Source organism: Halopenitus persicus, assembly GCF_002355635.1.
GTDB lineage: Archaea > Halobacteriota > Halobacteria > Halobacteriales > Haloferacaceae > Halopenitus > Halopenitus persicus_A.
Window position 1 is genome coordinate 41,105 of record NZ_AP017558.1, and the last position, 22,799, is coordinate 63,903.

Genomic DNA, 22,799 nt, shown 5'->3' on the forward strand with positions numbered 1-22,799 from the left:
CAGAAGGGTCGAGACTACCTTTGTTATACAGCGACTGGCACAGCCGGGGGTGGAACGACCCCCGGTAACGACCTGCTACTCCCGCCGCTCGACGTCGATCCGATGGTTTCGAGTTCTAGCCCAACGATTTCCGGGTTCCAGTCCAATCGGTTTCGGGTCCCAACCCAACGGTTTCCGGGTTCCAGTCCAATCGGTTTCGGGTCCCAACCCAACGACTTCCGGTCCCAACCCAACGACTTCCGGTCCAACCCAACGATTTTTGATCCGGTTTCAAGCGGTTCGGCTCCGGGTTCGACGATCCGAAGCCATCACGAACGCGTTCCGAACCGTGATGCGGGGACGACCGGCGCGAAGTCAGGCGTTCACCGCCAGGTGGCCAACGAGACGTACGCCCCCTGCTTCGCCGTTATCCACTCGGTCGTGTGTCGATCCTCCCCGGGATCGACCGGATGAAGCGTACATTCCTCGGAACCATCGTCGTATCTCACGATCGTCGCCTCGATCACCGACCCCCGCGTTCCGGATCCGTCAGTCGTTCTCATCACGGGTGATAGCTGATGGCCTTGCTCGCATTGTTATGCGCTTCCTACCGGTCGGTTCCGGACGGGTCGTCGAACCTCGTCCAACCGATCGGGTGCTGGCGTGACGGTTACCGACTCACCGTGGGATGGTGGCCAGCTGTCGTTCGGGATCATACAATTACAACTATATTATTGTAATATAACGGCGGGTAACAGACGACATCGTTCATCACAGTTCGCCACGATTCACCATCGTTCGTCATCACGGGCGATCGCGGAGAGCGTCGTCGTGGGAGTGAGTGGTCCCCGACGACGAGTAGCCGCCGTCTACTAATCCTCCAGTCCGTCCAATCCCGACCCGGTATGAATGCACAGCGCGTACTCGTTACGGGTGGATCGGGCTTCATCGGGGGAGCGATCGTCGAGTCCCTTCGGGGCAGAACGGACCTCCGGATACTTGACGTCGATCCCGGGCCCGATCCGCCGGCCGACGTTCGCCTGATCGAGGGGGACGTTCGTGATCAGCACACCGTCGACGAGGCTGCCGCCGGCGTCGACGTGATCTTTCATCAGGCGGCGCTCGTCAGCGTCGAGGCATCGATCGCCGACCCGACGGAAAGCAACGCGATCAACGCCGCCGGCACGCTCCGGGTGCTCGAGGCGGCCCGCCGACACGACGCACGGGTCGTCGTGGCCTCGAGCGCGGCGATCTACGGCGAGCCCGAGCGCGTTCCCGTCGTGGAGACGGACCCGCTCGTTCCGACCTCGCCGTACGGACTGGACAAGCTCGCGGCGGACCACTACGTACGGCTGTATCACGAGCTGTACGGTCTCGAGACGGTCGCGCTTCGATACTTCAACGCCTACGGACCGGGACAGTCGGGCGAGTACGCCGGCGTCATCTCCGCGTTCCTCGAGCAGGCTCGAAACGGGGATCCGATAACGGTTCACGGGGACGGCGAGCAGACGCGTGACTTCGTTCACGTCGACGACGTCGTTCGAGCGAACCGTCTGGCCGCGGGGACGGACGACGTCGGCGCCGCATACAACGTCGGGACGGGCGAGTCGGTGAGCATCACCCGGCTCGCGGAACTCGTCAGGGACGTCGTCGGGAGCGACTCCCCCATCGTGTACGAGGACGCCCGTGACGGGGACATCCGCCACAGTCGTGCCGACCTCTCCCGGTCCCGCGATCGACTGGAGTATGAACCCGCCATCGGACTCGCGGACGGGCTCGAAACGCTCGCTGGAACCGGCTAGCGGCGCGGGTGGTGGACCCGGTACCGAGACGGATACTGGAACCGAGTAAGCGTCGTCATCTGGTAACCACGTCGCGGCCACGCTGACAGTACGTTCATCCCCCTTCGTCGAAGACAGGACATCATCCCACGATGCTCCATACCTTCCTGAAACGGCTCCCGACGTCCGACGGCAAACTCCTCGATCAGATCGCCGGGATCACCGGGCTCGGGTGGACGGCCTCGGTGCTCGGATATCTCGCCACGGTGCTCGGTTACGGAAACGTCCTCGTCACCCGCCTCGCCGTCGATCCGAAATCGTTCCTGTACGTTGGAGCCTCGCTGTTCGTCGCCACGTTCGGTCTCGATCGGCTTCGACGGAGGATCACGAACGGGGAACAGTGACTTCCTCCCCACCCTACTCTCTCACGGCTGACGCCGTTCGCTGCTTAAGGGTGTCGTCAGAACTCTCCAAGTTCTGACTGTTAACCAGAAGGCTTCGACTGCTGGTGATGGGGCTTCCTGTTTCCACGACGCGCTTTGCAGGAACCGAATGAGTTCTCGTAGGGAGCGCAGTCTCCGCAGGCGTTGATTCGGGACAGCCCGTCCCTACTTGCTTCAGGCCGCGTACCAAGATGTTGTAGGCCGCGTTCCAGTCCCAATTTTTTAAACTAAGTGGAAACTTAAACTATCGATAGCGTGGGTCTGCGGATCTGCTGTAGAACAGTGTAAGAAAGATGAGCGGCGCTAATGCCCCTTCCTCAGCGAGCGCCGAATTCACTCGTTGGTCGTCGCGGCAACCGAACCGGTCGTCAAAACGAGACGTTCTCCTCGTCCCGTCGGTCCTCGCGGGTTTCGAGCGGGGGACTGCCGCGGTCGTCGTAGAACTTCCGCCCGATGTAGTCCTCGTTCACGTTTCCGTATATCGTTTCGAACAGGGCCTCCTGGGAGTCGAACCGGTCCGTGCCGAGGGGACGAAGGACCGTCGCGAGCGTCTCGGATTCGGTGGCGTTTGGGCCCTCGATCCGCAGATCCCCGATCTCATCGATGACGGTGTTCAGTTCGACCGGGTAGGAGAACGCGTTCTCGAGGTACGCCGGCAGGTCCGTGATCAACATACACCGTAGAGACGCCGCTCGTATTTTAGTAGCATCCGCTTACGGTGAGTAGCGTCGTCGGAGCGATTTCTCCGAACTCGGGGCCGGTCAGCGGTGGGCGCCCCCGGTCAGCGGTGGGCGCCGTCGTCGACGGGGAACCGTCCCGGGGAGTACGCTCGGAAGCGACCACGTCGTCGTGGTGGTCGGCGGCGAATTCCCCGTGATCCTCCCGCTCGTTCCGGCCGGGACGCGTATCGTGGCCGCCACGTTCGGACGACCGTCCCGGTCCGGGAGACGGTCAGGTTCGACGGTTGCCGCGTCTCCCAACCAAGGCGGCAACGAGTAATGCCACCAGGGCCGCGACGACGCCGAACCCGGGGATCGACTGTTCGCTCGGGTCCATCGCCGCGGTCGACTCGTCCGTTGCGGTCGATGCGTTCGCGTCCGTCGTGCTCGAGGCATCCGACCCGGACGTCGAGGGGGAGGTTGCCGTCGGCATCGGCGTGTCCGTCGCGGTTGGCGCGTCCGTCGGCGTCTCCGTCGCCGCTTGCTCCTCCGTTTGGTCGGCCGTTCCGCCGGTCGTGATCGCGAACACCGAGAATCCGGGCGTCTCCGCCTCGATGGTCATCCCGCCGTCCTCGGTTGCCGCCGTCTCCGCGTCGAGCTCGGTCCATTCCTCGCCGGTCCAGTACACGACGTCGACCGCGTCGGGGTCGACGTCATCGAGTGCCCACGCCGGAAGGGCGAACTCGATCGTGGCGTCGTGGTTCGTGAGTTCGTCGGGGACGTCGATGCGGTATATCCGCAGCAGATCGTCGACGCCCGCCACCCCGTCGGGAACGGTGTGCAGACGATTGACGAGGACGAGACCGGTCACGTCGTCATCGTTCTCGACGGTGATCCGCTCCACGTCGCTGCCCGTGACCTGCGCGGAACCGTCCCGTGTCAACAGGGCGGAGTTCCGTTCGGCGACGTTCGCCGGGGGCGTCCCGCCGGAGGATGATCCGGAGGATGATCCGGAGTCGGTCGATCGGTTCGGGGTCTCGACCACGATGGTCGTCGTCTCCCGTTCGTCGGCCACCGTCGCGACGAGCGTCCGTTCACCCGCGTGGCTCGCGTTACTCTCCCAGGTGAGCGTGACCGCTGTCGACTCACCCGGATCGAGGTCGATCTCCCGTTCGTCGGCGGTCGACCCATTGACCGCGAGCCGGGCGCGGGCCGTTTCGGTCCCGTTCCCCGCGTTCGTCACGGTGATCGGCACGGTCAGCGTCTCGCCAGCCGTGATCGGCGACTCGACGTCGCCGATCGATAGCTCGAGGGACGGTCCCGGTTGCACGTCGATCGATCGACGAGTGACGTCGTCGTTGCTTTGAACGCTGAACTCCTGGGATCCGGCGTCTCCCCGTTCCATCCGCCACGTGAGCGTCACGCGTTTGCGTTCTCCGGGTGCGAGCGTCACCGGCGGTTGAGCGACCGACGCAACGATCTCGTCGGCGTCGTTCTTCAAGTGGATCTGTTGGCTGTCCTCGACGGTGCCGGTGTTCGTGACGGTGGCAGTGACGACGAACCGCTCACCCTCCGACACGGAATCGTTCATCCCCGTGATTTCGACCTCGAAAAACGCCTCATCCGCGGATTCGGCTGCGCCGCCGCCCAGGCCCATCGTGAGGACGGACAGAACCAGGAGCACAACCAGGAAGCTACTGACGAACGGACACCTACTACGGATCGGATGCATGGCTAGTAGAACGACCAAATGTGAGTAAAGTATGATTAGATTATTGAACACGGATCCGCGGCGACCGTGTCGGACGAGGCCGTAAGGAGCGTATACTCGGCGCCATCCACCTCTCGCCCTCGTCGGCGACGACGATGTATTCAGCCATTGTCACGGAGGCTCGTTGATCGTTGTCCTGCCGCCCAGTCACTCGTCGTTCCGGAGGCCGACAACGTTTCACCCGCGAACCGGTGATCCGCCCCGTCGTCGTTCGGTATCGACGAGATCCTCGATCGGCGTTTCTTCAGCAGCTCCGTCCCGCAAGTGGTGAATGTGCCGTCGTCGCCGCCCATCCAAGAGAAATTTCAGAGACGCGTCAAGATCGTCCGTACTCATAGCACCACAATGGTCGCGTTTCGTTTGTGGCGTGCTGCTAGAATGCGGCGGTGTGGACCCACGTTTCAGCCGTGCGTGGATCGACGTGGGGTGAAACAGTTTGCAAAAAAATAGGTGTTCCGTTTTATAATATAAGAGATATATTCGGTGCTGTTTGGATTTCCGTGCCGGTCGTAATGGAAACCGAGGCCGTGTGGTTGCAGCGCGGTTGGGAGCCACTCCCCATCAGCAACGAGAACCAGCGCGGTACCGAGACGCGATGCGTCTCGTGCGCCCGTCAGCACGCAGTGCGTTCTGGCGGGCGGCCTCAACGTCGCGTGTCTCACGACGCTCTCGGTGGAATCTCTCGACGAGCGCGGTCGTATACGTGGAGAAGCCGAATCTGACGGCAGTGGTTTGCTGCCGGATCGGCTTTCCGTCCCCGGTCGTGGACGACTGTTCGGCCATATGGTGCCCGAAATATAAATTATATATAATCTATACATAATATATTTAAAATTTATATATTTTCGGCGTGGCGCTGACTATCGAGCTTCATCACCGATCGGGGGCGTCCGCTCACGCTCCACAACGTCCACAGCGATCCAGTCGCGACCACCGCTGCGGCGTGTGATCTCGGGCAGAGAGCACGCAGAACTCATCACGCCTCACGTGTCATCCGTAACGAAACACGACTCCACAGCACCAGTCGTGTTTAGTTTGTAGCATTGTGCCAGACGGCGAAGGTGTGTAACCACGTTTCAGCTGTGCTTGGATCAACGTGGCTAAAACAGTTTGAGAACGAAGAGGTGCGTCGTTTTATTTCACGGAAGATACGTTCGACGCTGTTACGATTTCCGTGGCGTTCGTATCTGAAATCGAGGCCGTGTCGTTGGAGCGCGGTTTGCAACCAATCCGCATCATCGACAAGAAATAGCGTGTCATCAACATCGTGTTTCTCACGGAGCTCTCTGAGAAAGATCTCAGTTAATGCAGTCGTATACGTGGAAAAGAGCCGAATATGAAGGAAGTGGTTTGTAGATGGATCGACCGCCGCGTACAACCAGTACTGCTGATCATTGATTCGGATCACGCTCTCATCAACCGCCACTTGTTCCGGATTGGCACCTCCGTCAAGTTGCAGATCGGCTTTCTGTACCCAATCGTGGACGGCTTTTCGGCTGCGTGTGACACCCAACTTATCAAGAATCGAGATGGTATTCGAAAGTGAGAGACCAGCAACGTGAAGTTGAATACCAAGCTTCATCGCCGATCGGGGTGTCCGATCGCGCTCCACAAAATCCACATCGATCCAGTCGCAACCACCGCTGAGGCGTGTGATTTCGGGCATAGACCACTCAGAAATCATCACGCCTCACTTTTCATAGTTAACTAAACACGACTACAGCACCCGTGCCAATGTACAAGACCGACGCGACGGAAGTCATCCTATGCCGTTGTTACAGTTCGATACGACGCTCGCGCTGTCGCCCGCGGAGAAAACCTCGGTGGCGGAGACGGTCACGGAGCTGTATACGACCTCGATGGCGACGACGCGAGGTCACGTCGCCGTGACGATCCGCGACCGTGAGCCGGCCGACCTCCACCTCGGCCGCGCCGTCGAGGGACCGCTGTTGTTCCTGGACGCGGAGATCCGGCAGGGCAGGCCCTTCGAGCGCAAACGGGAGTTTGCGCTTGCGGTGATGGAGCACGTTGGAACCACGTTCGACGTTCCCGATGAGAACATGAAGACGGTCTTCACCGAGCATCCGGGCGACGCGATGATGGGCGTCGACCGCGTCGGCGGCGAGTGGAACGAAGAGTGACGCCGACGAGAACCGTCCTGCCGAAGGTTCGAGCGCCGTGGACCCCCGCTGTTACTCCCTGATACTTCGTTGGGCAATGTATTCGCGCGTGTCTCCCTGCAACACGTAGTTCGTCCGCTGAAGGTCCGTTATCGACTTCGAGCCAGTGACAAACATTGCTGTTCGCAACTCGGCGACCAGATCCTCAACGCGTTCAATGACGGCGTCCGGTCCGGTAGTAGCCGGTTTCAGAAACGGTTTCGCCAGTCCGCCGGCGAGTGCGCCTAACGCGATCGCTTTTGCCACGTCCAATCCCGTCCGTACACCGCCACTCGCAATCACGCAGTCGTGTTCGGCGACACACTCGATCGTGCTTGCAGCGGTTGGAATTCCCCATGCCCGGAACAGGGAACCGATTCGCTTCTGTCGCGGTTCATTCGCTGCAGCCGCGCGGTAGGCTTCGATCCCCGACCACGTTGTGCCGCCTTTTCCAGCGACATCGATCGCGTCAACCCCCGCCTCGGACAGCGTTCGGGCGGTCTCTCCAGAAATTCCGTTCCCCGTCTCCTTGACGATGAGAGGAACCGAGAGCTCCGCAGCGACTCGTTCGATAGCAGCCAGACAGTCCCGCCCATCAACGTCGCCCTCGGGTTGAACGGCTTCCTGGAGGAAGTTCAAGTGGACTGCAAGTGCGTCCGCCTCAATCATCTCGACTGCGCGCTCGACCGTTTCGATGGTGTACTCCCGAAGCTGCGCAGCACCGAGATTTCCGTAGATGAATGCGTTGGGCGCGGCATCACGGACGACGGTATACGATTCGAGAACGCCGTCATCGTCGAGCTCGAGGCCGGCTCGCTGGCTTCCGACCCCCATTGCGATGCCGAGCTCGCCGGCAGCACGGGCCAGTGCCCGATTGATTTCCGTGGTATTGTCATGGCCCCCGGTCATACTCTCGATGAAGAGTGGGGCGGATAGCTCGTGTCCCAGAAATTCGACGGACGTGTCAATAGCGTCGTAATGGAGTTCCGGAAGCGCTTCGTGGACGAGCTGTACGTCTTCAAAGCCCGTTCCCGTGGTTTCGACGTCTCGGTCCTGCACGATCCGAATGTGGTCGTCTTTTCGGTCCTCCGTTTCCGATGAACGCTGTTTCGTCACTACTTTGACTTGGCAAATGGACCGCAAAACAGTACTGTTTTACGGATTTGCGGTTGCCATGGATTTCTCCGACACGGAGGGAAGTCACAGCGATCAGTTCGCAGCCGTACCAACAGCTACGTACCAGCGTCTGCGCCCAGTGCCAGAATGAAAATTGGCATCCTCACGCGCCGAAACGTGCGGATAGTCCCCATATTCGGTAGAAACCGTACTGAAATCAAAGTTAATCCGTCTCAAATTCCGTTTGGTGGAAGAAGGGGTCGTCGACGGACCGAAGGCCGGTCAGTGACACGGGGAAGACTAGCCAGACCGACGTCGAAGATCACCCAAGGGGTTGTATTCAGCACCGAACGGACCCGTATTCCATCGTGGCCGAATGACTGGTATAGCGGTAGGAGAACTCCGATCCTCCGTCGGTTTCCTCCCCCGAGTTCGCCGGATCTACGCGTCTCCCTCGAGTTGCTGCATGACAGTCTGCCCGTCACTGTATGCCCACATTTCGGCTAATTTCCCCTCCTCAAACCGGAGGAGAGCGACACTCGTTGACTCCACCCGGTTTCCCGTGGGTTCGACACCCATGAACTCTCCGTCGTGAGTTCCGCTCCAACGATACTGAACGGCAGCCTCGTCTCCATCGGTGACGAAGAACGCCAATTCCTTGTGGAAGTCGGGGAACGCGGTCCGCATACCACGGATCCGTTCCTTATAGCCCTCCGAACCCTCCACTGACATACCGCCGGTCAAGTGACAAACAAAGTCCTCCGTGAAGACCCCGTCAATCCGGTCAGGGTCACCTTCATTGAAGGCCTCCATAATCGCCGTGTTCACTGTCTCTGCGACAGTTTCCTGATGGTTCTGTGTGGCTGTCATCGCTAATGCACCGAAGGTACATACGTTGGAAAACATAATGAATATATATTATGAAATTTCCGACATAAGTCGTCATTTCTCAGTGACTTCTCCACGACTACAGTCGCGGCTTTCTCCTCGATCGCAACAGCGTTTCTTTGGTTTATCAGAGAATAAGTGGATTTTATGTTAAAATATTGTAACATATACCAGTGAGAGAGCTAAGAGTGGGATATGAAACGTTATGTGCGCGATCATCGCCGCCTCGAGACTTCGTTGCCAGTAGAGCCAGCCTAAGAGGATGCCGGCAATCGCGTTCAGGAGCACCGTTCGGGTTATCAGCGCTGGGGTGAGTCCGACAGACTGCTCGAGTGCAGGGAGGTGGCCTACACCGAATAGCACCGCCGAGATCACTATAGCGGGCCACATCACTTTGCCGTCAGGACCATCCGATGGCCGGCCGGTGACGTACCATCCGACGACCGCCAGTGCGGACATCAGGCCGAATCGGAGCAGTAGCTCTTCAGTGATACCGCCGTAGAGAAACCGGACGGGCGCGAAGGCGAGCACCTCAAACACGCTCTGCCTGACTTCACCGATGGCGGACGCTGGCAGGTCTACACCGACGAATGGCGCGAGCAGGAGATCCAGAATCAAGATTACGATAGAACCAAAGAGGCCGATACGGGTAGCGAGCTTGGCCTCGTGACGGAGCTGTGGCCAGATTCGCTCGCCCGTTGAGACACGTTCGAGTAGATACGAACGCAGTTTCGTTCGTGGGGTCGCGACAACACCGACCAGACACGCGACGGCTAGAAGTACCAACGGATTGATTCCGGATACAATCGCAAGAAGCGGGAGCGTCAGGCCAGCTGGGACGGCACTCGGCGGCGTCGTGAGATAGATGTAGCCGACGAGGGCGACGATGCCAGGGATACCGGCCAGCAGCGTCACCCCGAACCGCCGCACGAAGGAGCGTCTGCGTTCGGGCTCTCGCATACTGAAGTGTTTCCTTGAATCTCAAAAAATAGTTCCGTCAACTCCAGTGTTCCTCACTACTGGGGCGCTGAACGGTCTCGACGTCGTGACTTGATGTTCGGGGAACTGTGACAACAATTGCTCCCTTGCTGGTCAGTCGTACCGGCCCATTCCTCCGTGGAGTTGCCCATCGACCGCAATCGGGGACGAGTTCCCGGTTCGTCATTCAGTCTGCCACTTGATGAACTTCTCGAACCCGTACGTGAATCCGAGAAAGATGACTGCAAACACGAACCATCGGAAGACATTGAAGGTGCCTGTGAAAGCGAGGACGTTGAAAATGTACGATAGCGACGCGCCGACAAACGCGGCTACGTAGAGATTGCGTCGAATGTCCATACGCGCTATTCAACGAATAACACGTTAATTCTTTGTCCACTCGTATGAAGCGGCAGGACTCTGCGTTGGCGCCTCTCACTGAGCTCCTGTCGATTGAGATTCTGGTGGGAGGCCAGCATCTTGGGGCGTTGGTGGCTCCCGATTGGCGAGGCGATCGCTCCCGTGGATGACTACCAAGAGAGCGGCGATCAGCACGAGCGGGACAGCCCCTGTCACTTCAGCGAGCAGGTTCAACCAGGGATCTGGCACGCCGTTCGGAATGAGCGCCTCTGGATCGGCGGGGTGGAAGATTCCCATCGCATTGACGCCGGCGTGGAACACCGCGACGGCGAGGACGCTGCCGCCGGTGCTGTTGTACATCCACGTCCAGAGAATCGAGCCAGCAAGTATAGAGACCATCCAGAGAAGCTGCTGGGAGAGCGGCCAGCCGCCGTGGGTGGTCGTGGCATTCAGGAACAGCGGGAGGTGCCAAGCGGCCCACGTGACCCCCACGATGACACTCGAGGTCAGTGCGCTGTAGGAGTCCTGGAGGATGGGCAGCATGAAGCCACGCCAGCCGAGGTCTTCTTGACCGCCACCCCACACGGTCCCCCACGCCATCGCGAAGAGGTAGATGAGTGGTGATTCAAACTCGGTGAGGTCGATTGGGCCACCGGCCAAGACGAACAGCAGGACGCCGAGCGAGAGGATAACGAACGGAAGTCCAAGCGCAAGTGTCCACCATTTCGCACCGATACGCCACTTGAACATCTGGCCGACCCAGGTGCGGAGGCTGCCCCCGGAGGCCCAGATGACGACGGCCGCACCGATTGGGGGGCCGAACCCACCGAATCCGATCAGGATCGAGTGCGTCCAAGAAGCTTCCATACCTGAATAGGCGAGCGCGCCTTGGATCGTCCACGTGAACGCATATGCGATTGCGACGAAGCTTAGGAGACGATGCTGATCGATCCAGCGACGAAGACTGTACTTCATTACCAAATTTGTGATCGAGACTCTACTTAACGGTAGGCCTAGACGTTGACCCTGGACAGTACACTCTTTTCGGGTCGGCTCGAATCTGGGTCATATGCCTCCCAACATTCTGGTCGCTTTTGATGGGTCTCCGCTTGCCGAGCGTGCATTGACGTACGCTATCGAGACGTTCCCGGATGCGACTATCACGACGATATACGTCATCAACCCTATTGACTCGGTGATCGACGTCGAGGCTGGTGGCTTGCCAGTCGCTGAGGACTGGTACGAGAACGCACAGGAACGCGCAGCACATATCCAAACGACGGCCGTAGACCTCGCGGCAGAACACGGTCGCGACATCGACACCGTCACGGAAGTTGGCAGACCTCCACGGACGATCATCGACTATGCTGACGGCCATAACGTCGATCAGATCGTTATGGGGAGTCACGGCCGTTCAGGGATCGACCGGACACTCCTCGGCAGCGTTGCCGAGATAGTCACCCGTCGGGCACATATTCCAGTGACGATCGTCGGATGACCCGACCGTCTCAGAGAAGGTACATATCAGTGGTCCCTACGGGCTCGAAGCTCCGAAATCGTGTGCGAACGGACGGATGCTCGCAAGCATTCCAAAAAGGTGAACGCCAATCAAACCAGAGAACTAGAGAACGTGGCCGTTACTGAATCCCCCTCGCTGTCCATCTGTACCATCTCAATAGAACGCCGAGGCGGTCGTGGTGAGGCGGGAGCACGGGCACTCGAGCGCCATCTCCAGAACCTTTCCGGCGTCCACGATGTTGAGGTCTCCTTCCGAACGGGAAGCGCTCGGATCACTTATGATGGGAGCGTCACATCCGAAACCAAGATTCGAGACGCAGTCCGTGACCGCGCCGTCTCGATCCGGGATGAGGCCGAGTCGGACACGGGCGACGAAAGCATCCGCTCGGAACTTCGACGGGAGGCGGTGTTTGTTGGGCTGACGCTGCTCGGGATGGTGACCGGCCTTGCAACGGGCTGGCTTGACGGACCGACACTCCTCATATGGGCCGGCTACGGCGTCGCGTACACCTTTGGCGGCTGGTACGGGCTCAAAGGCGCAATCGAGACACTTCGCGACCACCGTGTCGATATCGACTTATTGATGATCGTCGCTGCGCTCGGTGCGCTCTCGATTGGCGCACCGTTCGAGGGCGCGATGCTCCTCTTTTTGTTTTCGCTGTCGAACGCCCTCCAACACTACGCGATCGGTCGGTCGCGGCGGGCGATCAAGTCCCTCGTCGAGATGCGGCCGGACGAAGCGCAGGTCCTCCGCGATGGGGAAGAGGTTATCGTCCCGATCGACGACGTCGCCGTCGGTGACGTGTTCATCGTCCGCCCCGGTGACAAAATTCCGCTGGACGGCACCGTGACAGCCGGCGAGGGGACAGTCGACCAAGCGTCGCTCACCGGCGAGTCCGTCCCCGTGCCGAAGGAACCAGGCGACGAAGTCTTCGGGGGAACGATCAATGAGAGCGGAAGTCTCGAGATCGAAGTCACTCGGCAGGCTCACGAGTCGGCTATCAGTCGACTCATCGATATGGTCGAGAACGTTCAGAGTGAGAAAGCCCCGACGCAGCGGCTCATCGACCGTCTCGAACAGCCGTACGTCCTCGGCGTGTTCGGGCTCACGGTCGCCGCAATTGCGATTCCATTGGCGCTCGGTGGCGAGTTCACGAGTACGTTCTACCGTGCGATGACCCTGATGGTTGCCGCCTCGCCGTGTGCGGTCATCATCTCGACGCCGGCAGCCGTTCTGTCGGCGATTGCCTCTGCGGGGAGACAGGGCGTTCTGTTCAAGGGTGGCGAGCACGTCGAGACAGCAGCGAACATCGACGCGGTCGCCTTCGACAAGACGGGGACGCTCACGCAGGGTAATACACAGCTAACGGACGTCTTTGTCCGCGAGACAGCAGACGTGCCACTTACTGACGACGGGCTGCTCGCGCTCGGCGCTGCAGTACAGGCCCGCTCGGAGCACCACCTCGCTCGTGCGACGGTGACAGCGGCAGAAGAACGGGCACTCGATATTCCCAACGCACAGCGCTTTCAGTCAGCTGCGGGGAAGGGCGTCCGGGCTGCCGTCGAAGACAGCACCATTCACATCGGAAATCGGAGTTACTTCGGGACTATCCTCGACGGCGCAGCGATCGAGGGACTCGACCCCGGCTTGGACCGACTCCAGTCGCTCGAGTCGGAGGGGAAAACGAGCGTTATCGTCGCTCGAGAAAACGGCGACGGGGCCACCGTGTTGGGGTGGCTTGCGTTTACCGACACGGTCCGCTCTGGCGCCGCGGAGATGATCGAGGACCTCCGTTCGCTCGGTGTGGAACACATCGTTATGCTGACGGGCGACAACGAGCGCGTCGCCCAGCGGATCGCCGAGGAGGTCGGCATCGACGAGGTCCAGGCCGAACTGCTACCGGAGGAGAAGGTGGCGACCATCGAGGCCTTGGTCGACCAGCACGAGAACGTGGCGATGGTCGGCGACGGCGTCAACGACGCCCCGGCGCTGGCGACGGCGACGCTCGGCATCGCGATGGGCGGCGCTGGAACCGACGTCGCGCTCGACACTGCCGACGTGGTATTGATGGGCGACGATCTGAGCAAGATCCCCTACGTTCTCGGTTTAGGCCGCACAACCCGACGAACGCTTTCAGTCAATCTCGCGATCGCGTTCGGTGCGATCGCGCTGATGGTCGGCACAATCCTGCTACGGGGTATCCCCTTGCCGCTGGCGGTGGTCGGTCACGAGGGATCCACAGTGCTCGTTTCTCTGAACGGTCTTCGGTTACTTGGCTACCGCAAGTGAGCAGTTTTTGACATCCTCCTCCGCGTTCACGCGGAGGAATCCTGAGCGTTGGAGATGTCAGGTTTGCAGTTCCACCGAACCCCGACGCGGTGAGAATCCGTGTGGGGTTCACGGACTGTGGCGGGTGGGACTGCTGGGAGTGCCAAGCCCCCGGTACTCCTATCCTCCATCATATACGGACTCCCTGAGTTGTTTTAGCCTCAAGGAGTCCGGCAGACTTGGCTCTGTAGGTTCGCTAGACGCAACGGCGACGACTGGGTTATTGCTGTAGAAAGCGAAGAGACGGATCGGTGTGACATCCGAAATCCGTCTCTTCACGCGTGTTACGGTGGCGAAGGCTAAATCAGTTGTCGCTAATCCAGACGAACCCGCCGACCCCGAAGGGGGAGGCGGGTTCGCCGAATGGGCGATGCTCACCGTGCACGCACTCCGCATTGAACTGGGCAAATCCTACCGTGTCGCGGTCGATTTGCTCTCGGAAATGCCCGGCGTCCTTGAGGAGATCGGCCTCACCAGACTTCCGCACTACACCGTGCTCCGCACGTGGTTTGAACGGATTCCCACTACGACGTGGCGTGCGTTTCTCGGCGCGTCAGCCGAGAAACGCACCGGCCACGCCGCCATCGATTCGACTGACTTCGACCGTGACCAGCCCAGCCGCCATTACGCCACCCGCACGAACTACCGCGTTCGAGCGCTGAAAGTCACCGCTCTCGGTGATGTCGAAACGCTGTACATCACCGACATCCACTCACCCACCTCGAAAAAACACGATGCGAAGATCGGCCCGCAGGTCGCTCGGCGCAACGCCGGCGACCTGCGGAGCCTCGCTGCTGATCGCGGCTACGACGCGAAAGCCTTCCGCGACGAACTTCGTGAAAACGGCATCAGACCGCTGATCAAACACCGGATTATGAACCCACTAGATCACGCCCATAACGCCCGTCTGGACGGTGATCGCTACCACCAGCGATCGATGTCTGAAACCGTCTTCTCGTCGATTAAGCGCTCGCTCGGCTCCGCCGTGCGTGCGCGAAACTGGTGGCTCGAGTTCCGTGAAATGCTGCTGAAAGCCACCGTCTACAACCTTCGCCGGAGCGTCCGATATCCGTGAAATCGACCGCAGTGTACCGAAACTACAGAGCCAACTATTCTAAGATATTTTTTGTACGCAAAACCCGGTGAATTAGCCGTGAGAATGAGCGTGCGAACTGACCGTCGGTACTCCTACTAGTTTCAGATGATGTTTGGATTGCGGTGCAAGATACAGGGCGCGTATTCATCAGGCCTGATGGCAACTAGGAATAGTTAACAATAGCCACGGTAAAGAGGATAATATGGCTCTTCCGACGAAGATTGTCAATCCGGAGACTGGTGAGGAAATCGTGTTCGATGAATCTGCCTCCACCGAGGAGCGATTGGTCTGGGACGAAGTGCGACCGGCACATATTGAGCCACCGCCAGTACACTACCATCCCGACACTGAGGAACGGTTTGAGGTAAGTGAGGGGCGGCTGGTTGTAGAAATCGATGGAGAGGTCCACCAGATTGGCGCGGATGAGGAAGTCGTTATTCCGCCAGCAACGCCCCACGTGTCGTATACGGAGGCGGAATCGGCCCGGTTCAGACGCGCAGTGACACCCTCCGGGCAGTGGCGAGCGTTCCTGACCGCACGGTTTGCCGCCGTCCACGCGGTCGGTGAACTCTCGGGCGTCACCGGCCTCCTTCAGACGGTCCTTCTGGTCCGAGCGTACCCGAATGTGGTCGTTCCCGCGCAACCGCCACGGGCCCTCCAGCGTGTCATGTTTCCGATTCTCGCCGTAGTCGCTCGAATTGTCGGACTGAAATCACATCACCAGTACCCACGAGACGTCACGGGCGCGAGGGAGGAACGCTCCCCTGAAACAACCCCATGACCGGCGTGATGAATCCACGCTCTGTATCTTGCACCCGTATCTTACCAGTTGGTGGATAGTTCGGGGTGTTCCACGTTAGATCGTTCACTTGTACTGACCGATCAATAATAGCGGTGAATCAGGTCTACGAACTGTTCTATGATATCTATGTTATATCCGCACCCTCGTCAAGCAATTGTTGAGGAAGTTCTGCTCCCTGATCGACTAATTCAGAGTCAAACGAGACGAGCGTTGCGTCGGCAGCGTCAGCTGCTGCAAGGATCATCGCGTCCATCGGGTACAACAGCGTTTTCGATTGGAGGCGGTTCGCTGCCATCACATCTGAGGCATCGGGGAAAGTCACAGTCATTCGGGACGTTATTCGATCCTCGATCGCATCAATTCGATCCCGTTCGAACTGTTTCTTTTTGCTCAGAACGCTCCGCAGTTCCATCAGGCTGAGAACGGAAACGAGTGGATCGTCGGCGTGATCAAGTAGCTCGATCGCTTCGTCAGACCGATCAGTATCCCGAGTGACTGCTGCGACGAGGACGTTGGGTCGAGGAGGATCCTCATAACCGTTCGCGGATGTCACGAACGGCCTCAACGGAGTCGACCTCAACATCAAGACCCAACTCTGACAACGCCTGTCCGAGCGGGACCGTCTCGTCATCATCAGGATCCGAGGAAACGAACTCCTCGAAGTCGTCCGAGGTGAGACTCATACCAAATCTTACCTACCGATTCGCAAAAGGTTACTGGTGGGACGTATCGCCCGAGCAATAGAGGTGCCGTTTTGTTTAATAAATCGGAACTCTCTGAACGTGGCGGAGAAGATCAAGAGTTTGAGACATGGTATGCTCACTGGTGTCCTCGGAATCCCGGAAGATTTGAGAGAACGAAGATAGTCTTTGGTCAGATCGTCAAACAAGGAGAGGTAGCATATGATTCGGAAGGAGATCTTTATTATTCAAATATGGTCTACAGCCCGAGCTTGCCCTCTAAGATTGATCCATACCCAGTAGTTGGTCTTCTTAACTCAACACTTGTCTGGTATTATATAACGAGAACTAGTAATGTTCTTCGAGGTGGTTACTATCGGTATACAAAGGATTATGTCAAGTCAATAGGGATCCCAGTAGACCGGATACCAGCTACTCTGTCTGAAGAAGTAGAAAAATTGATCCAGTACCGGAGCAATCGTGACTCTCTCAACCTCAGCCTTCTTGATTATCTTGGCAACTATATTGAAGGCCCTAACCTCCCCGATATTGGCTTCTTCCAACCAAACACAAAAAATATTCTAGACTCTACTACTGAAGATTACGAGAAGCTCCAAGTCGAGCGCGTCCGCGTTGAGCGTGATGGTCGAGCTGTCACAATAGAGGCGACAGCACGCTACAAACCAGAAGAGGAAGACCGATTTGAGACGGATTCCTACGGATACACAGAGACGGACTATTTCAAGGCATTCACGCTTACAGATTTAAGCAACGAAGAGGCGGCGCTCGTGGAGGCATTCGTCCCCGTCGCCGTCGATAACGAGATCGGCGGGTTCCGCGATAACGCGACGAAGACCAACTCTCTGATCGACCGCCTGAAGGCGATCACCCTGCCCGATCCCAACGATGTCGCCGACGATCTGAATCGGTTCATCGAGACGAAGGACCGTGCCGACGAGCTCGACGAGAAAATAGCGAAGACCGACCAACTCATCGACGAGATCGTCTACGACCTCTACGACCTCACCGATGAGGAGATCGCGATCGTCGAGGACGCGGTTCAGGATGACTGACTACGAGGTCGGCGATCACGTCACGTTTGCCGGTGGGAAAGGCGAGATCACAAAGATTGAGGACCGGCCAAACGGGAGCTACCTGCTCCACGTCTACACGACTGAGGGCGAACTCCGCAAGCTCCCGAGCGGCCTCCCCCATATCGAGAAACTCGATTCGATCGTCGACCGCCTCGCAGCAACACAGATCGACGATCCCCTCCACCACGACCTTCGAGAGCGTGCAACCCGCCTCGACCTCGCGTATCGATACGACCGCTTCCTCTCGCTCACGAACAACCGCATCGAGATCGAACCGTACCAGGTCCAGGCCGCCTACGAGATCCTGAACTCCTACGACCACCGCTACCTCATTGGCGACGAGGTCGGGCTCGGGAAGACGATCGAGGCTGGCATCGTCATCGAAGAGCTCATCGCCCGCGGTCGCGCCGATCGCGTGCTCATCGTCGCGCCCGCACCGCTCACCGTCCAGTGGCAGGCGGAGATGCGCGAGAAGTTCGACCGCAACTTCGTGGTCTACGACCGCGAGACGGTCCGAACGCACCGTAAATCCCACCCGAATCAGAACGTCTGGGCCCAAGAGGACCTCATCATCACTTCCGTCGACTTCGCCAAGCAGGACGACGTCCTCGAAGCCCTCCGGAACCTCGAACCCGAGTGGGACGTCGCCGTCTTCGACGAGGCACACCATCTCACCGCCCGCCGGTCGAGCGACGATTCGATGGAACGCACCCAGCGCTACCAGGTGGGTGAGGCCGTTGCGACCAACTCCGACGCGCTCCTGCTGCTCACCGGCACGCCGCACAAGGGCAAATCCGACCAGTTCTACTTCCTGATCGGCCTGCTTGACCCGTACCGATTCGGCCACGAGTCCCAGATCTCTCCCGACGCCCTCGACGACCTGATGATCCGCCGGCTGAAGGACGATATGCACGACACCGACGGGACCCGTATGTTCCCCGAGAAGAACATCGAGGCCCTCGGCGTCGATATGTCCCCGGCCGAGCGCAAGCTGTACGACGACGTCACCGAGTACATCCGCGAGTACTACAACCTCGCCCGCCAGGAAGACAACCAAGCCGCCGGGTTCACGATGGTGATCTACCAGAAGCGGCTGGTGTCGAGCATCTATGCCATCCGAAAGTCGCTTGAAAACCGGATGCGGGCCATCCAAAACGACGGGGTCGGCCAAACCCTCCCGGACGACGTCCAGGAACTCATCCCTAGATACCGAACCGAGCCCGAGACCCTCACCGACGCCGAGCGCTCCCGCGTCGAGGAGGCCCTCGAAACGGTCACAGTCACACAGAACCCCGAGCAGGTGCAGGAGGAACTCGAACGCGTCACGCGGCTCTGGGAACAAGCGAAGGCGATAGAGACCGACTCGAAAGCCAGTCTCCTCAAGCAGTTCGTCGACCGCATCCTGCGGGAGGACCCCGACGAGAAGATCCTCATCTTCACCGAATACACGGACACTCTCGAATACCTTCGCGACCAGATATTCGCGGACCACGACGTCGCCCAAGTGTACGGCGACCTCGACCAAGCGCGGCGGCGCCGAGAGATGGAGAAGTTCGAGGAGGAGGCGAACCTTATGCTCGCGACTGACGCCGCTCAGGAGGGGCTCAACCTCCAGTTCGCCCACATTATGGTGAACTACGACCTTCCGTGGAATCCCATCCGGATCGACCAGCGTATGGGACGTCTCCACCGGTACGGCCAGGAACACACCGTCGAGATACGCAACCTCTTCTTCAAGGACACGCGAGAAAGCGAGATCCTCTCGCTGCTCATCGAGAAGACCGACCAGATCGAGTCCGACCTCGGGATGCGCTCGGACGTGATGGGTCGCGTTCTGGAGGATATCGACCTTGACGAAACGATTATGTCCGCGATCGCGGACGGGACGCCGACCGACGAGGTCGTCGCGGACGTCGAGGCGACCATAGAGGAACGCAGGGAGGCGCTCACGACCGTCGAGAAGGAGTTCCTCATCCGCGACCGATTCGACCTCTCGGAGGGCGACGAGGAGATCCTCGACGTCATCGAGCGCAGCCAACACGGCGAGGTGAGCGAGGACGACATCGAAGTTCTCGTTCGCGAGTTCTTCGACGCGTTCGGCGGTTCGATCAAGGGCGTTCGTCCGGGACCTGCCCGTTCGGGTGGGGACGTCTACCAGCTGGACGTCCCGAACGTCCTCTCGGGTGACCGGGTCGACGGGCGCTACGAACGGGCGACGTTCACGAAGGACGTCGCGATGGAGGCCGACGACGTCGAGTTCATCGCTCTCGACCACCCCCTCGTCCAGTCGCTCATCGACTTCTGTCTCAACTCCGACCGGGTCGACGGGCGGATCACCGCCACCGTCGCGGCTGATCCGGAGACCACCCCAGGTATCCTCTTCACGTATCGACTCGGATACGTGTCGGGTGCCGGCGACGTCGTGACGGAGAAGCTCGTCCCACTGTACGTCACGGAAGACGCCGACGTCACGACTGAGGAACCGGAGATCGCGGACACGGTATCTCCCGATGACGTCGCAAACGACTCCGGCCTCAGCCGCCTCGCGTCACGGGCAGAACAGCTCCACAACGTCGCACAGATGGAAGCGTGGGACCAGGTCGAATCGTTTGCCGAGGAGGCCCGCGAGGAACGGGAGCGGGAAGTCGAAATCAAACAGACCCACGCGGAACGGCACTTCGAGGAGGAGATTGCGGACTGGGAAGAGCGTCTGGCGACCTACGAACAGCAGGCCGAACATGGGAAGGATATGTCCGCGCCGATCGGAAACGCCAAACAGCAACTGGAGTCGCTCCGCCGTGAGCGAAGGGCAGAGCTGGAGCGACTCGAGGAGGAACAGCACGTCACCCCGGAAGAACCGGAGTTAGTCACGGCCGCGTTCGTGCTTCGCACGGACTGATCAGAAGTCGTCGAGCCGCGTCCCGCGGGTGAACTCAGTCTCTCCGCCGTCGCCGTTTCGTGGGGTAACCGGCCCGGAAGCCTGTTCGCGATACTCGTCGCCGATGCTACCGCTTTCGACGAACTCACGGAGTCGTTCGGCCGTCTTGTCACCGATCCCACCAACGTTCCCGCGGAGCGTATCCTCGAAGAACTCCGCCGATCCGACGCTCTCACGGAACTGAACCAGCATCTCCCAGAGGGAGCCCTCAAGCTGACCGTCGATTCCGGGAATGTCCGACCGTTCCAAGTACTGCCGAAGCATCCGTACCCGATATCGTCCGAGTCCCCGCACGTTCTCGACGAAGGGAACTTCGTCGCGACGGACGCCCCGCTTGATGCGGAAGACGTGGGTGTCGAACCACTCCGGTTGTCGGGCATTCGGCGCTGCCTCGGTCAGGTACTTGGTCGCATCCACGGCATCCGAGAGCTTCCGCGCGGTACTGGAGATATACGCCGCGTCGACGTTCGTCCGGTCCTCTATCTCGCGGTTGTCCATATTCTGCATCCAGTACCAGCAGATGACGCCTGCGGTTATCGCCGGCTGCTCCGGTTGGAGGTCGTGCTCTTGGAGGTGGCCCGTGAGCTCGCTCGATGCACTCGTCGCACTCAGCGTCTCGTCGAACAACCGCGCGACCGTCTCCGTCAACGTAAGCGGCGTGACGCCGTCGTGTGGCGTCTCCTCAACCCAGCGGTAGAATGCCTTCACCGTCGAGAGCGGCGCGCTCACAAACGAGTTGAACGCGAACGAGACGGCCCCCTCCCCGAGTGTGGTCGCCAGAAACTGTCGGGCGGTCTGTTTCTCGTCGATGAAGTCCTCGGTGTCGAGCCAATCCGCGGTTGATCGAAGGCGGTCGTTCAGTCGCTCGTCACGCGGCTCGTGTTGTCGACCCCACGCACCGATCTGCGTCATCTGTTCCCAGTACAGGAGTTCCTTGACGAACGCCTCGATCTCGTGGGGCGTATCCCAGCCGGTAACGACCAGCTGTAACAGCAGCCAACGGAACTGCTCCCTGTTCTCGAAGTGGGTCCGGACGGGCTCGAGCTTGCGATGCGGCTCGAGGTACCGTTCGGTCGTCTCCTGGGGCTCGTCGGTCAGCGTATAGGCGTAGCCGACATCGTAGCCGTAGCCAGGACGAGCGGCTCGTCCGATCCACTGGACGTATTCCCAGACACCCACATCTCTCGGGCCTCGGGTGATATCCGCGACGAGCACGCTTTGCACCGGTGCATCAAAGCCGTATGCGATGGTCGTCGTCGCGAACAGACACAGGATCTCGCCCTCCTTGTAGAGGTCGATGATCCACTCTTGAATGTCACGCGGCAGGTCGGCGTGGTGGAACGCGACGCCGGCGTTCATCATCGCGCCGAGGTCCTCGAGCGTCTCGGTTACCTCGCCGTTGACCCGATGACGCATTTCCTGGCGGTAGTCCCGGTCGGAGTCGGTCTCGAACATCCGCGTCTGCGCTGTGCGCTTCGCTCTCGACTCCGTCCAGGGTTTCGCGTAGTTGAAGACGAGAAACGGGGCCTTCTCCCGCTCCTGGCGAAGCACATCGACGATCGCCTCCTTCTTCTCCCGTCCACCCACGTCAATAACCCGTTCCTTGATTTCGATCTGGCGTCCTTCTGGACTGACCGTGTAATCGGCATCCATCCAACTCGCCAGCTCCTCGGGGTTCCCTACCGTGGCACTCATCGCGAACACCTCGATCCCCTCGTACATCGCGGCCCCGATCGACTTCTCGATGTCGGGACCGCGGAAATTCCCGTATATCTCGTGAAAGTCGTCGAGAACGACCAGGTCGAGGTTCCGTGCTCGCCCCGTATTGTTGAGGATCGCCCGGTAGAAGGAGTCGAACGTGGCGACGATGACGTCGGAGCGATGATAGGCACCGTCCCAGTATCCGATGTCGTAGTCGTCGCCGCCCCACGTCGAGATCGTCTCCGCCTTTGCCCGAACGAGCTGTCGTGACGGGACGAGGTAGGCAACTCTCCCACCTTCCTGTAGCGTTTTCTTCGTCACAGCCTCCGCACAGAGCGTTTTCCCGTTCCCGGTTTCCGCAACGAGGAGGTGATTTCCCGGGTCCAGAATGCCATCCCGGAACGCTAATCGTTGGGTCTCCTTCAGTGAGTCAAACCCGTGAGCATCCATCACCTCACGGAGGAGGACCGTGTCGTCTTCAGAGAGAAATCCGAGGTCATCCATATA

Annotated in this window: 20 protein-coding genes and 3 pseudogenes; 10 read left to right on the forward strand and 13 right to left on the reverse strand. The window is 59.7% G+C overall.

What is annotated here, in order from left to right; all coding sequences use genetic code 11:
• Positions 1-362 precede the first annotated feature (362 nt).
• The gene (locus tag CPZ00_RS00185) at positions 363-542 is read right to left on the reverse strand and encodes a DUF7511 domain-containing protein (protein ID WP_096388826.1); all 180 of its coding nucleotides are present in this window, start codon (positions 540-542) and stop codon (positions 363-365) included.
• A gap of 342 nt (positions 543-884) precedes the next feature.
• Between CPZ00_RS00185 and CPZ00_RS00190 the strand changes: the two genes are divergently transcribed.
• Entirely contained in the window at positions 885-1,781 is an 897-nt protein-coding gene (locus tag CPZ00_RS00190) for an NAD-dependent epimerase/dehydratase family protein (protein WP_096388827.1), read from the forward strand.
• Between the two features lie 131 nt (positions 1,782-1,912).
• A complete protein-coding gene (locus CPZ00_RS00195) occupies positions 1,913-2,164 on the forward strand; it encodes a hypothetical protein (protein ID WP_096388828.1) in 252 nt (83 codons plus the stop codon).
• 13 nt (positions 2,165-2,177) lie between these two features.
• On the opposite strand, the pseudogene CPZ00_RS15785 reads toward CPZ00_RS00195, so the two are convergent.
• From CPZ00_RS15785 to CPZ00_RS00220, 4 genes and pseudogenes are all read right to left on the reverse strand, one after another.
• Positions 2,178-2,417: pseudogene (locus CPZ00_RS15785) on the reverse strand (RNA-guided endonuclease TnpB family protein); the annotation flags it as partial.
• Between the two features lie 154 nt (positions 2,418-2,571).
• Entirely contained in the window at positions 2,572-2,877 is a 306-nt protein-coding gene (locus CPZ00_RS00205) for a DUF5789 family protein (RefSeq protein WP_096388829.1), read from the reverse strand.
• Between the two features lie 277 nt (positions 2,878-3,154).
• On the reverse strand, positions 3,155-4,594 hold the full coding sequence (locus tag CPZ00_RS00210; RefSeq protein WP_096388830.1) for a CARDB domain-containing protein: 1,440 nt from the start codon (positions 4,592-4,594) through the stop codon (positions 3,155-3,157).
• A gap of 1,069 nt (positions 4,595-5,663) precedes the next feature.
• Entirely contained in the window at positions 5,664-6,299 is a 636-nt protein-coding gene (locus CPZ00_RS00220; protein ID WP_096391535.1) for an IS6 family transposase, read from the reverse strand.
• Positions 6,300-6,399: 100 nt separating this feature from the next.
• Here CPZ00_RS00220 and CPZ00_RS00225 point away from each other — a divergent pair, with 100 nt between their 5' ends.
• Positions 6,400-6,774, forward strand: a complete 375-nt coding sequence (locus CPZ00_RS00225) for a tautomerase (RefSeq protein ID WP_096388832.1) — start codon at positions 6,400-6,402, stop codon at positions 6,772-6,774.
• A 51-nt stretch (positions 6,775-6,825) separates the two neighbouring features.
• Here CPZ00_RS00225 and fni read toward each other — a convergent pair whose 3' ends face one another.
• From fni to CPZ00_RS00245, 5 genes are all read right to left on the reverse strand, one after another.
• Positions 6,826-7,908 carry a type 2 isopentenyl-diphosphate Delta-isomerase gene (gene fni / locus CPZ00_RS00230; RefSeq protein WP_096388833.1) on the reverse strand — a complete coding sequence of 361 codons (1,083 nt, stop codon included), beginning with the start codon at positions 7,906-7,908 and terminating at the stop codon, positions 6,826-6,828.
• 441 nt (positions 7,909-8,349) lie between these two features.
• Positions 8,350-8,814 (reverse strand): ester cyclase, encoded by a 465-nt coding sequence (locus CPZ00_RS00235; RefSeq protein ID WP_096388834.1) that lies wholly within the window; start codon positions 8,812-8,814, stop codon positions 8,350-8,352.
• Between the two features lie 132 nt (positions 8,815-8,946).
• On the reverse strand, positions 8,947-9,756 hold the full coding sequence (locus tag CPZ00_RS00240; RefSeq protein ID WP_096388835.1) for a CPBP family intramembrane glutamic endopeptidase: 810 nt from the start codon (positions 9,754-9,756) through the stop codon (positions 8,947-8,949).
• 201 nt (positions 9,757-9,957) lie between these two features.
• Entirely contained in the window at positions 9,958-10,134 is a 177-nt protein-coding gene (locus CPZ00_RS15490) for a hypothetical protein (RefSeq protein ID WP_172861717.1), read from the reverse strand.
• A gap of 75 nt (positions 10,135-10,209) precedes the next feature.
• Positions 10,210-11,109 (reverse strand): CPBP family intramembrane glutamic endopeptidase, encoded by a 900-nt coding sequence (locus tag CPZ00_RS00245; RefSeq protein ID WP_096388836.1) that lies wholly within the window; start codon positions 11,107-11,109, stop codon positions 10,210-10,212.
• 94 nt (positions 11,110-11,203) lie between these two features.
• Between CPZ00_RS00245 and CPZ00_RS00250 the strand changes: the two genes are divergently transcribed.
• The 4 genes from CPZ00_RS00250 (at position 11,204) to CPZ00_RS00265 (ending at position 15,858) form a co-directional block, all read left to right on the forward strand.
• Positions 11,204-11,632: a universal stress protein gene (locus tag CPZ00_RS00250; RefSeq protein WP_096388837.1), complete on the forward strand. Its 429-nt coding sequence runs from the start codon at positions 11,204-11,206 to the stop codon at positions 11,630-11,632.
• Positions 11,633-11,764: 132 nt separating this feature from the next.
• Positions 11,765-13,942 (forward strand): heavy metal translocating P-type ATPase, encoded by a 2,178-nt coding sequence (locus tag CPZ00_RS00255; RefSeq protein WP_096391536.1) that lies wholly within the window; start codon positions 11,765-11,767, stop codon positions 13,940-13,942.
• Between the two features lie 292 nt (positions 13,943-14,234).
• On the forward strand, positions 14,235-15,056 hold the full coding sequence (locus CPZ00_RS00260; RefSeq protein WP_096388838.1) for an IS5 family transposase: 822 nt from the start codon (positions 14,235-14,237) through the stop codon (positions 15,054-15,056).
• Positions 15,057-15,279: 223 nt separating this feature from the next.
• Entirely contained in the window at positions 15,280-15,858 is a 579-nt protein-coding gene (locus CPZ00_RS00265; protein ID WP_096388839.1) for a cupin domain-containing protein, read from the forward strand.
• 145 nt (positions 15,859-16,003) lie between these two features.
• Here the strand turns inward: CPZ00_RS00265 and CPZ00_RS00270 are convergent, their stop codons facing one another.
• Positions 16,004-16,432 carry a type II toxin-antitoxin system VapC family toxin gene (locus CPZ00_RS00270; RefSeq protein ID WP_233255106.1) on the reverse strand — a complete coding sequence of 143 codons (429 nt, stop codon included), beginning with the start codon at positions 16,430-16,432 and terminating at the stop codon, positions 16,004-16,006.
• Positions 16,410-16,562 carry a hypothetical protein gene (locus tag CPZ00_RS15495; protein ID WP_172861719.1) on the reverse strand — a complete coding sequence of 51 codons (153 nt, stop codon included), beginning with the start codon at positions 16,560-16,562 and terminating at the stop codon, positions 16,410-16,412. The genes CPZ00_RS00270 and CPZ00_RS15495 overlap by 23 nt, the downstream gene beginning before the upstream one ends.
• Positions 16,563-16,633: 71 nt before the next feature.
• On the opposite strand from CPZ00_RS15495, the pseudogene CPZ00_RS16195 reads away from it, so the two are divergent.
• The 3 genes and pseudogenes from CPZ00_RS16195 to CPZ00_RS00280 form a co-directional block, all read left to right on the forward strand.
• Positions 16,634-16,954 (forward strand): annotated as a pseudogene (locus CPZ00_RS16195) (TaqI-like C-terminal specificity domain-containing protein); the annotation flags it as partial.
• Positions 16,955-17,041: 87 nt separating this feature from the next.
• A pseudogene (locus CPZ00_RS16200) lies at positions 17,042-17,632 on the forward strand (class I SAM-dependent DNA methyltransferase); the annotation flags it as partial.
• Positions 17,625-20,552 (forward strand): helicase-related protein, encoded by a 2,928-nt coding sequence (locus CPZ00_RS00280; protein ID WP_096388842.1) that lies wholly within the window; start codon positions 17,625-17,627, stop codon positions 20,550-20,552. The pseudogene CPZ00_RS16200 and the gene CPZ00_RS00280, both read left to right, overlap by 8 nt.
• Here CPZ00_RS00280 and CPZ00_RS00285 read toward each other — a convergent pair whose 3' ends face one another.
• Positions 20,553-22,796 carry a DEAD/DEAH box helicase gene (locus CPZ00_RS00285; protein WP_096388843.1) on the reverse strand — a complete coding sequence of 748 codons (2,244 nt, stop codon included), beginning with the start codon at positions 22,794-22,796 and terminating at the stop codon, positions 20,553-20,555.
• Positions 22,797-22,799 lie beyond the last annotated feature (3 nt).

Bases quoted from the DNA above. Each gene is read 5' to 3' on its own strand.
- CPZ00_RS15495 (WP_172861719.1), bottom strand. From the start codon at position 16,562: ATGAGTCTCACCTCGGACGACTTCGAGGAGTTCGTTTCCTCGGATCCT.
- CPZ00_RS00210 (WP_096388830.1), bottom strand. From the start codon at position 4,594: ATGCATCCGATCCGTAGTAGGTGTCCGTTCGTCAGTAGCTTCCTGGTT.
- CPZ00_RS00240 (WP_096388835.1), bottom strand. From the start codon at position 9,756: ATGCGAGAGCCCGAACGCAGACGCTCCTTCGTGCGGCGGTTCGGGGTG.
- CPZ00_RS00225 (WP_096388832.1), top strand. From the start codon at position 6,400: ATGCCGTTGTTACAGTTCGATACGACGCTCGCGCTGTCGCCCGCGGAG.
- CPZ00_RS00265 (WP_096388839.1), top strand. From the start codon at position 15,280: ATGGCTCTTCCGACGAAGATTGTCAATCCGGAGACTGGTGAGGAAATC.
- CPZ00_RS00280 (WP_096388842.1), top strand. From the start codon at position 17,625: ATGACTGACTACGAGGTCGGCGATCACGTCACGTTTGCCGGTGGGAAA.
- CPZ00_RS00250 (WP_096388837.1), top strand. From the start codon at position 11,204: ATGCCTCCCAACATTCTGGTCGCTTTTGATGGGTCTCCGCTTGCCGAG.
- CPZ00_RS00245 (WP_096388836.1), bottom strand. From the start codon at position 11,109: ATGAAGTACAGTCTTCGTCGCTGGATCGATCAGCATCGTCTCCTAAGC.
- CPZ00_RS00185 (WP_096388826.1), bottom strand. From the start codon at position 542: ATGAGAACGACTGACGGATCCGGAACGCGGGGGTCGGTGATCGAGGCG.
- CPZ00_RS00195 (WP_096388828.1), top strand. From the start codon at position 1,913: ATGCTCCATACCTTCCTGAAACGGCTCCCGACGTCCGACGGCAAACTC.
- CPZ00_RS00190 (WP_096388827.1), top strand. From the start codon at position 885: ATGAATGCACAGCGCGTACTCGTTACGGGTGGATCGGGCTTCATCGGG.
- CPZ00_RS00285 (WP_096388843.1), bottom strand. From the start codon at position 22,796: ATGGATGACCTCGGATTTCTCTCTGAAGACGACACGGTCCTCCTCCGT.
- CPZ00_RS00205 (WP_096388829.1), bottom strand. From the start codon at position 2,877: ATGTTGATCACGGACCTGCCGGCGTACCTCGAGAACGCGTTCTCCTAC.
- CPZ00_RS00235 (WP_096388834.1), bottom strand. From the start codon at position 8,814: ATGTTTTCCAACGTATGTACCTTCGGTGCATTAGCGATGACAGCCACA.
- CPZ00_RS00220 (WP_096391535.1), bottom strand. From the start codon at position 6,299: ATGCCCGAAATCACACGCCTCAGCGGTGGTTGCGACTGGATCGATGTG.
- CPZ00_RS15490 (WP_172861717.1), bottom strand. From the start codon at position 10,134: ATGGACATTCGACGCAATCTCTACGTAGCCGCGTTTGTCGGCGCGTCG.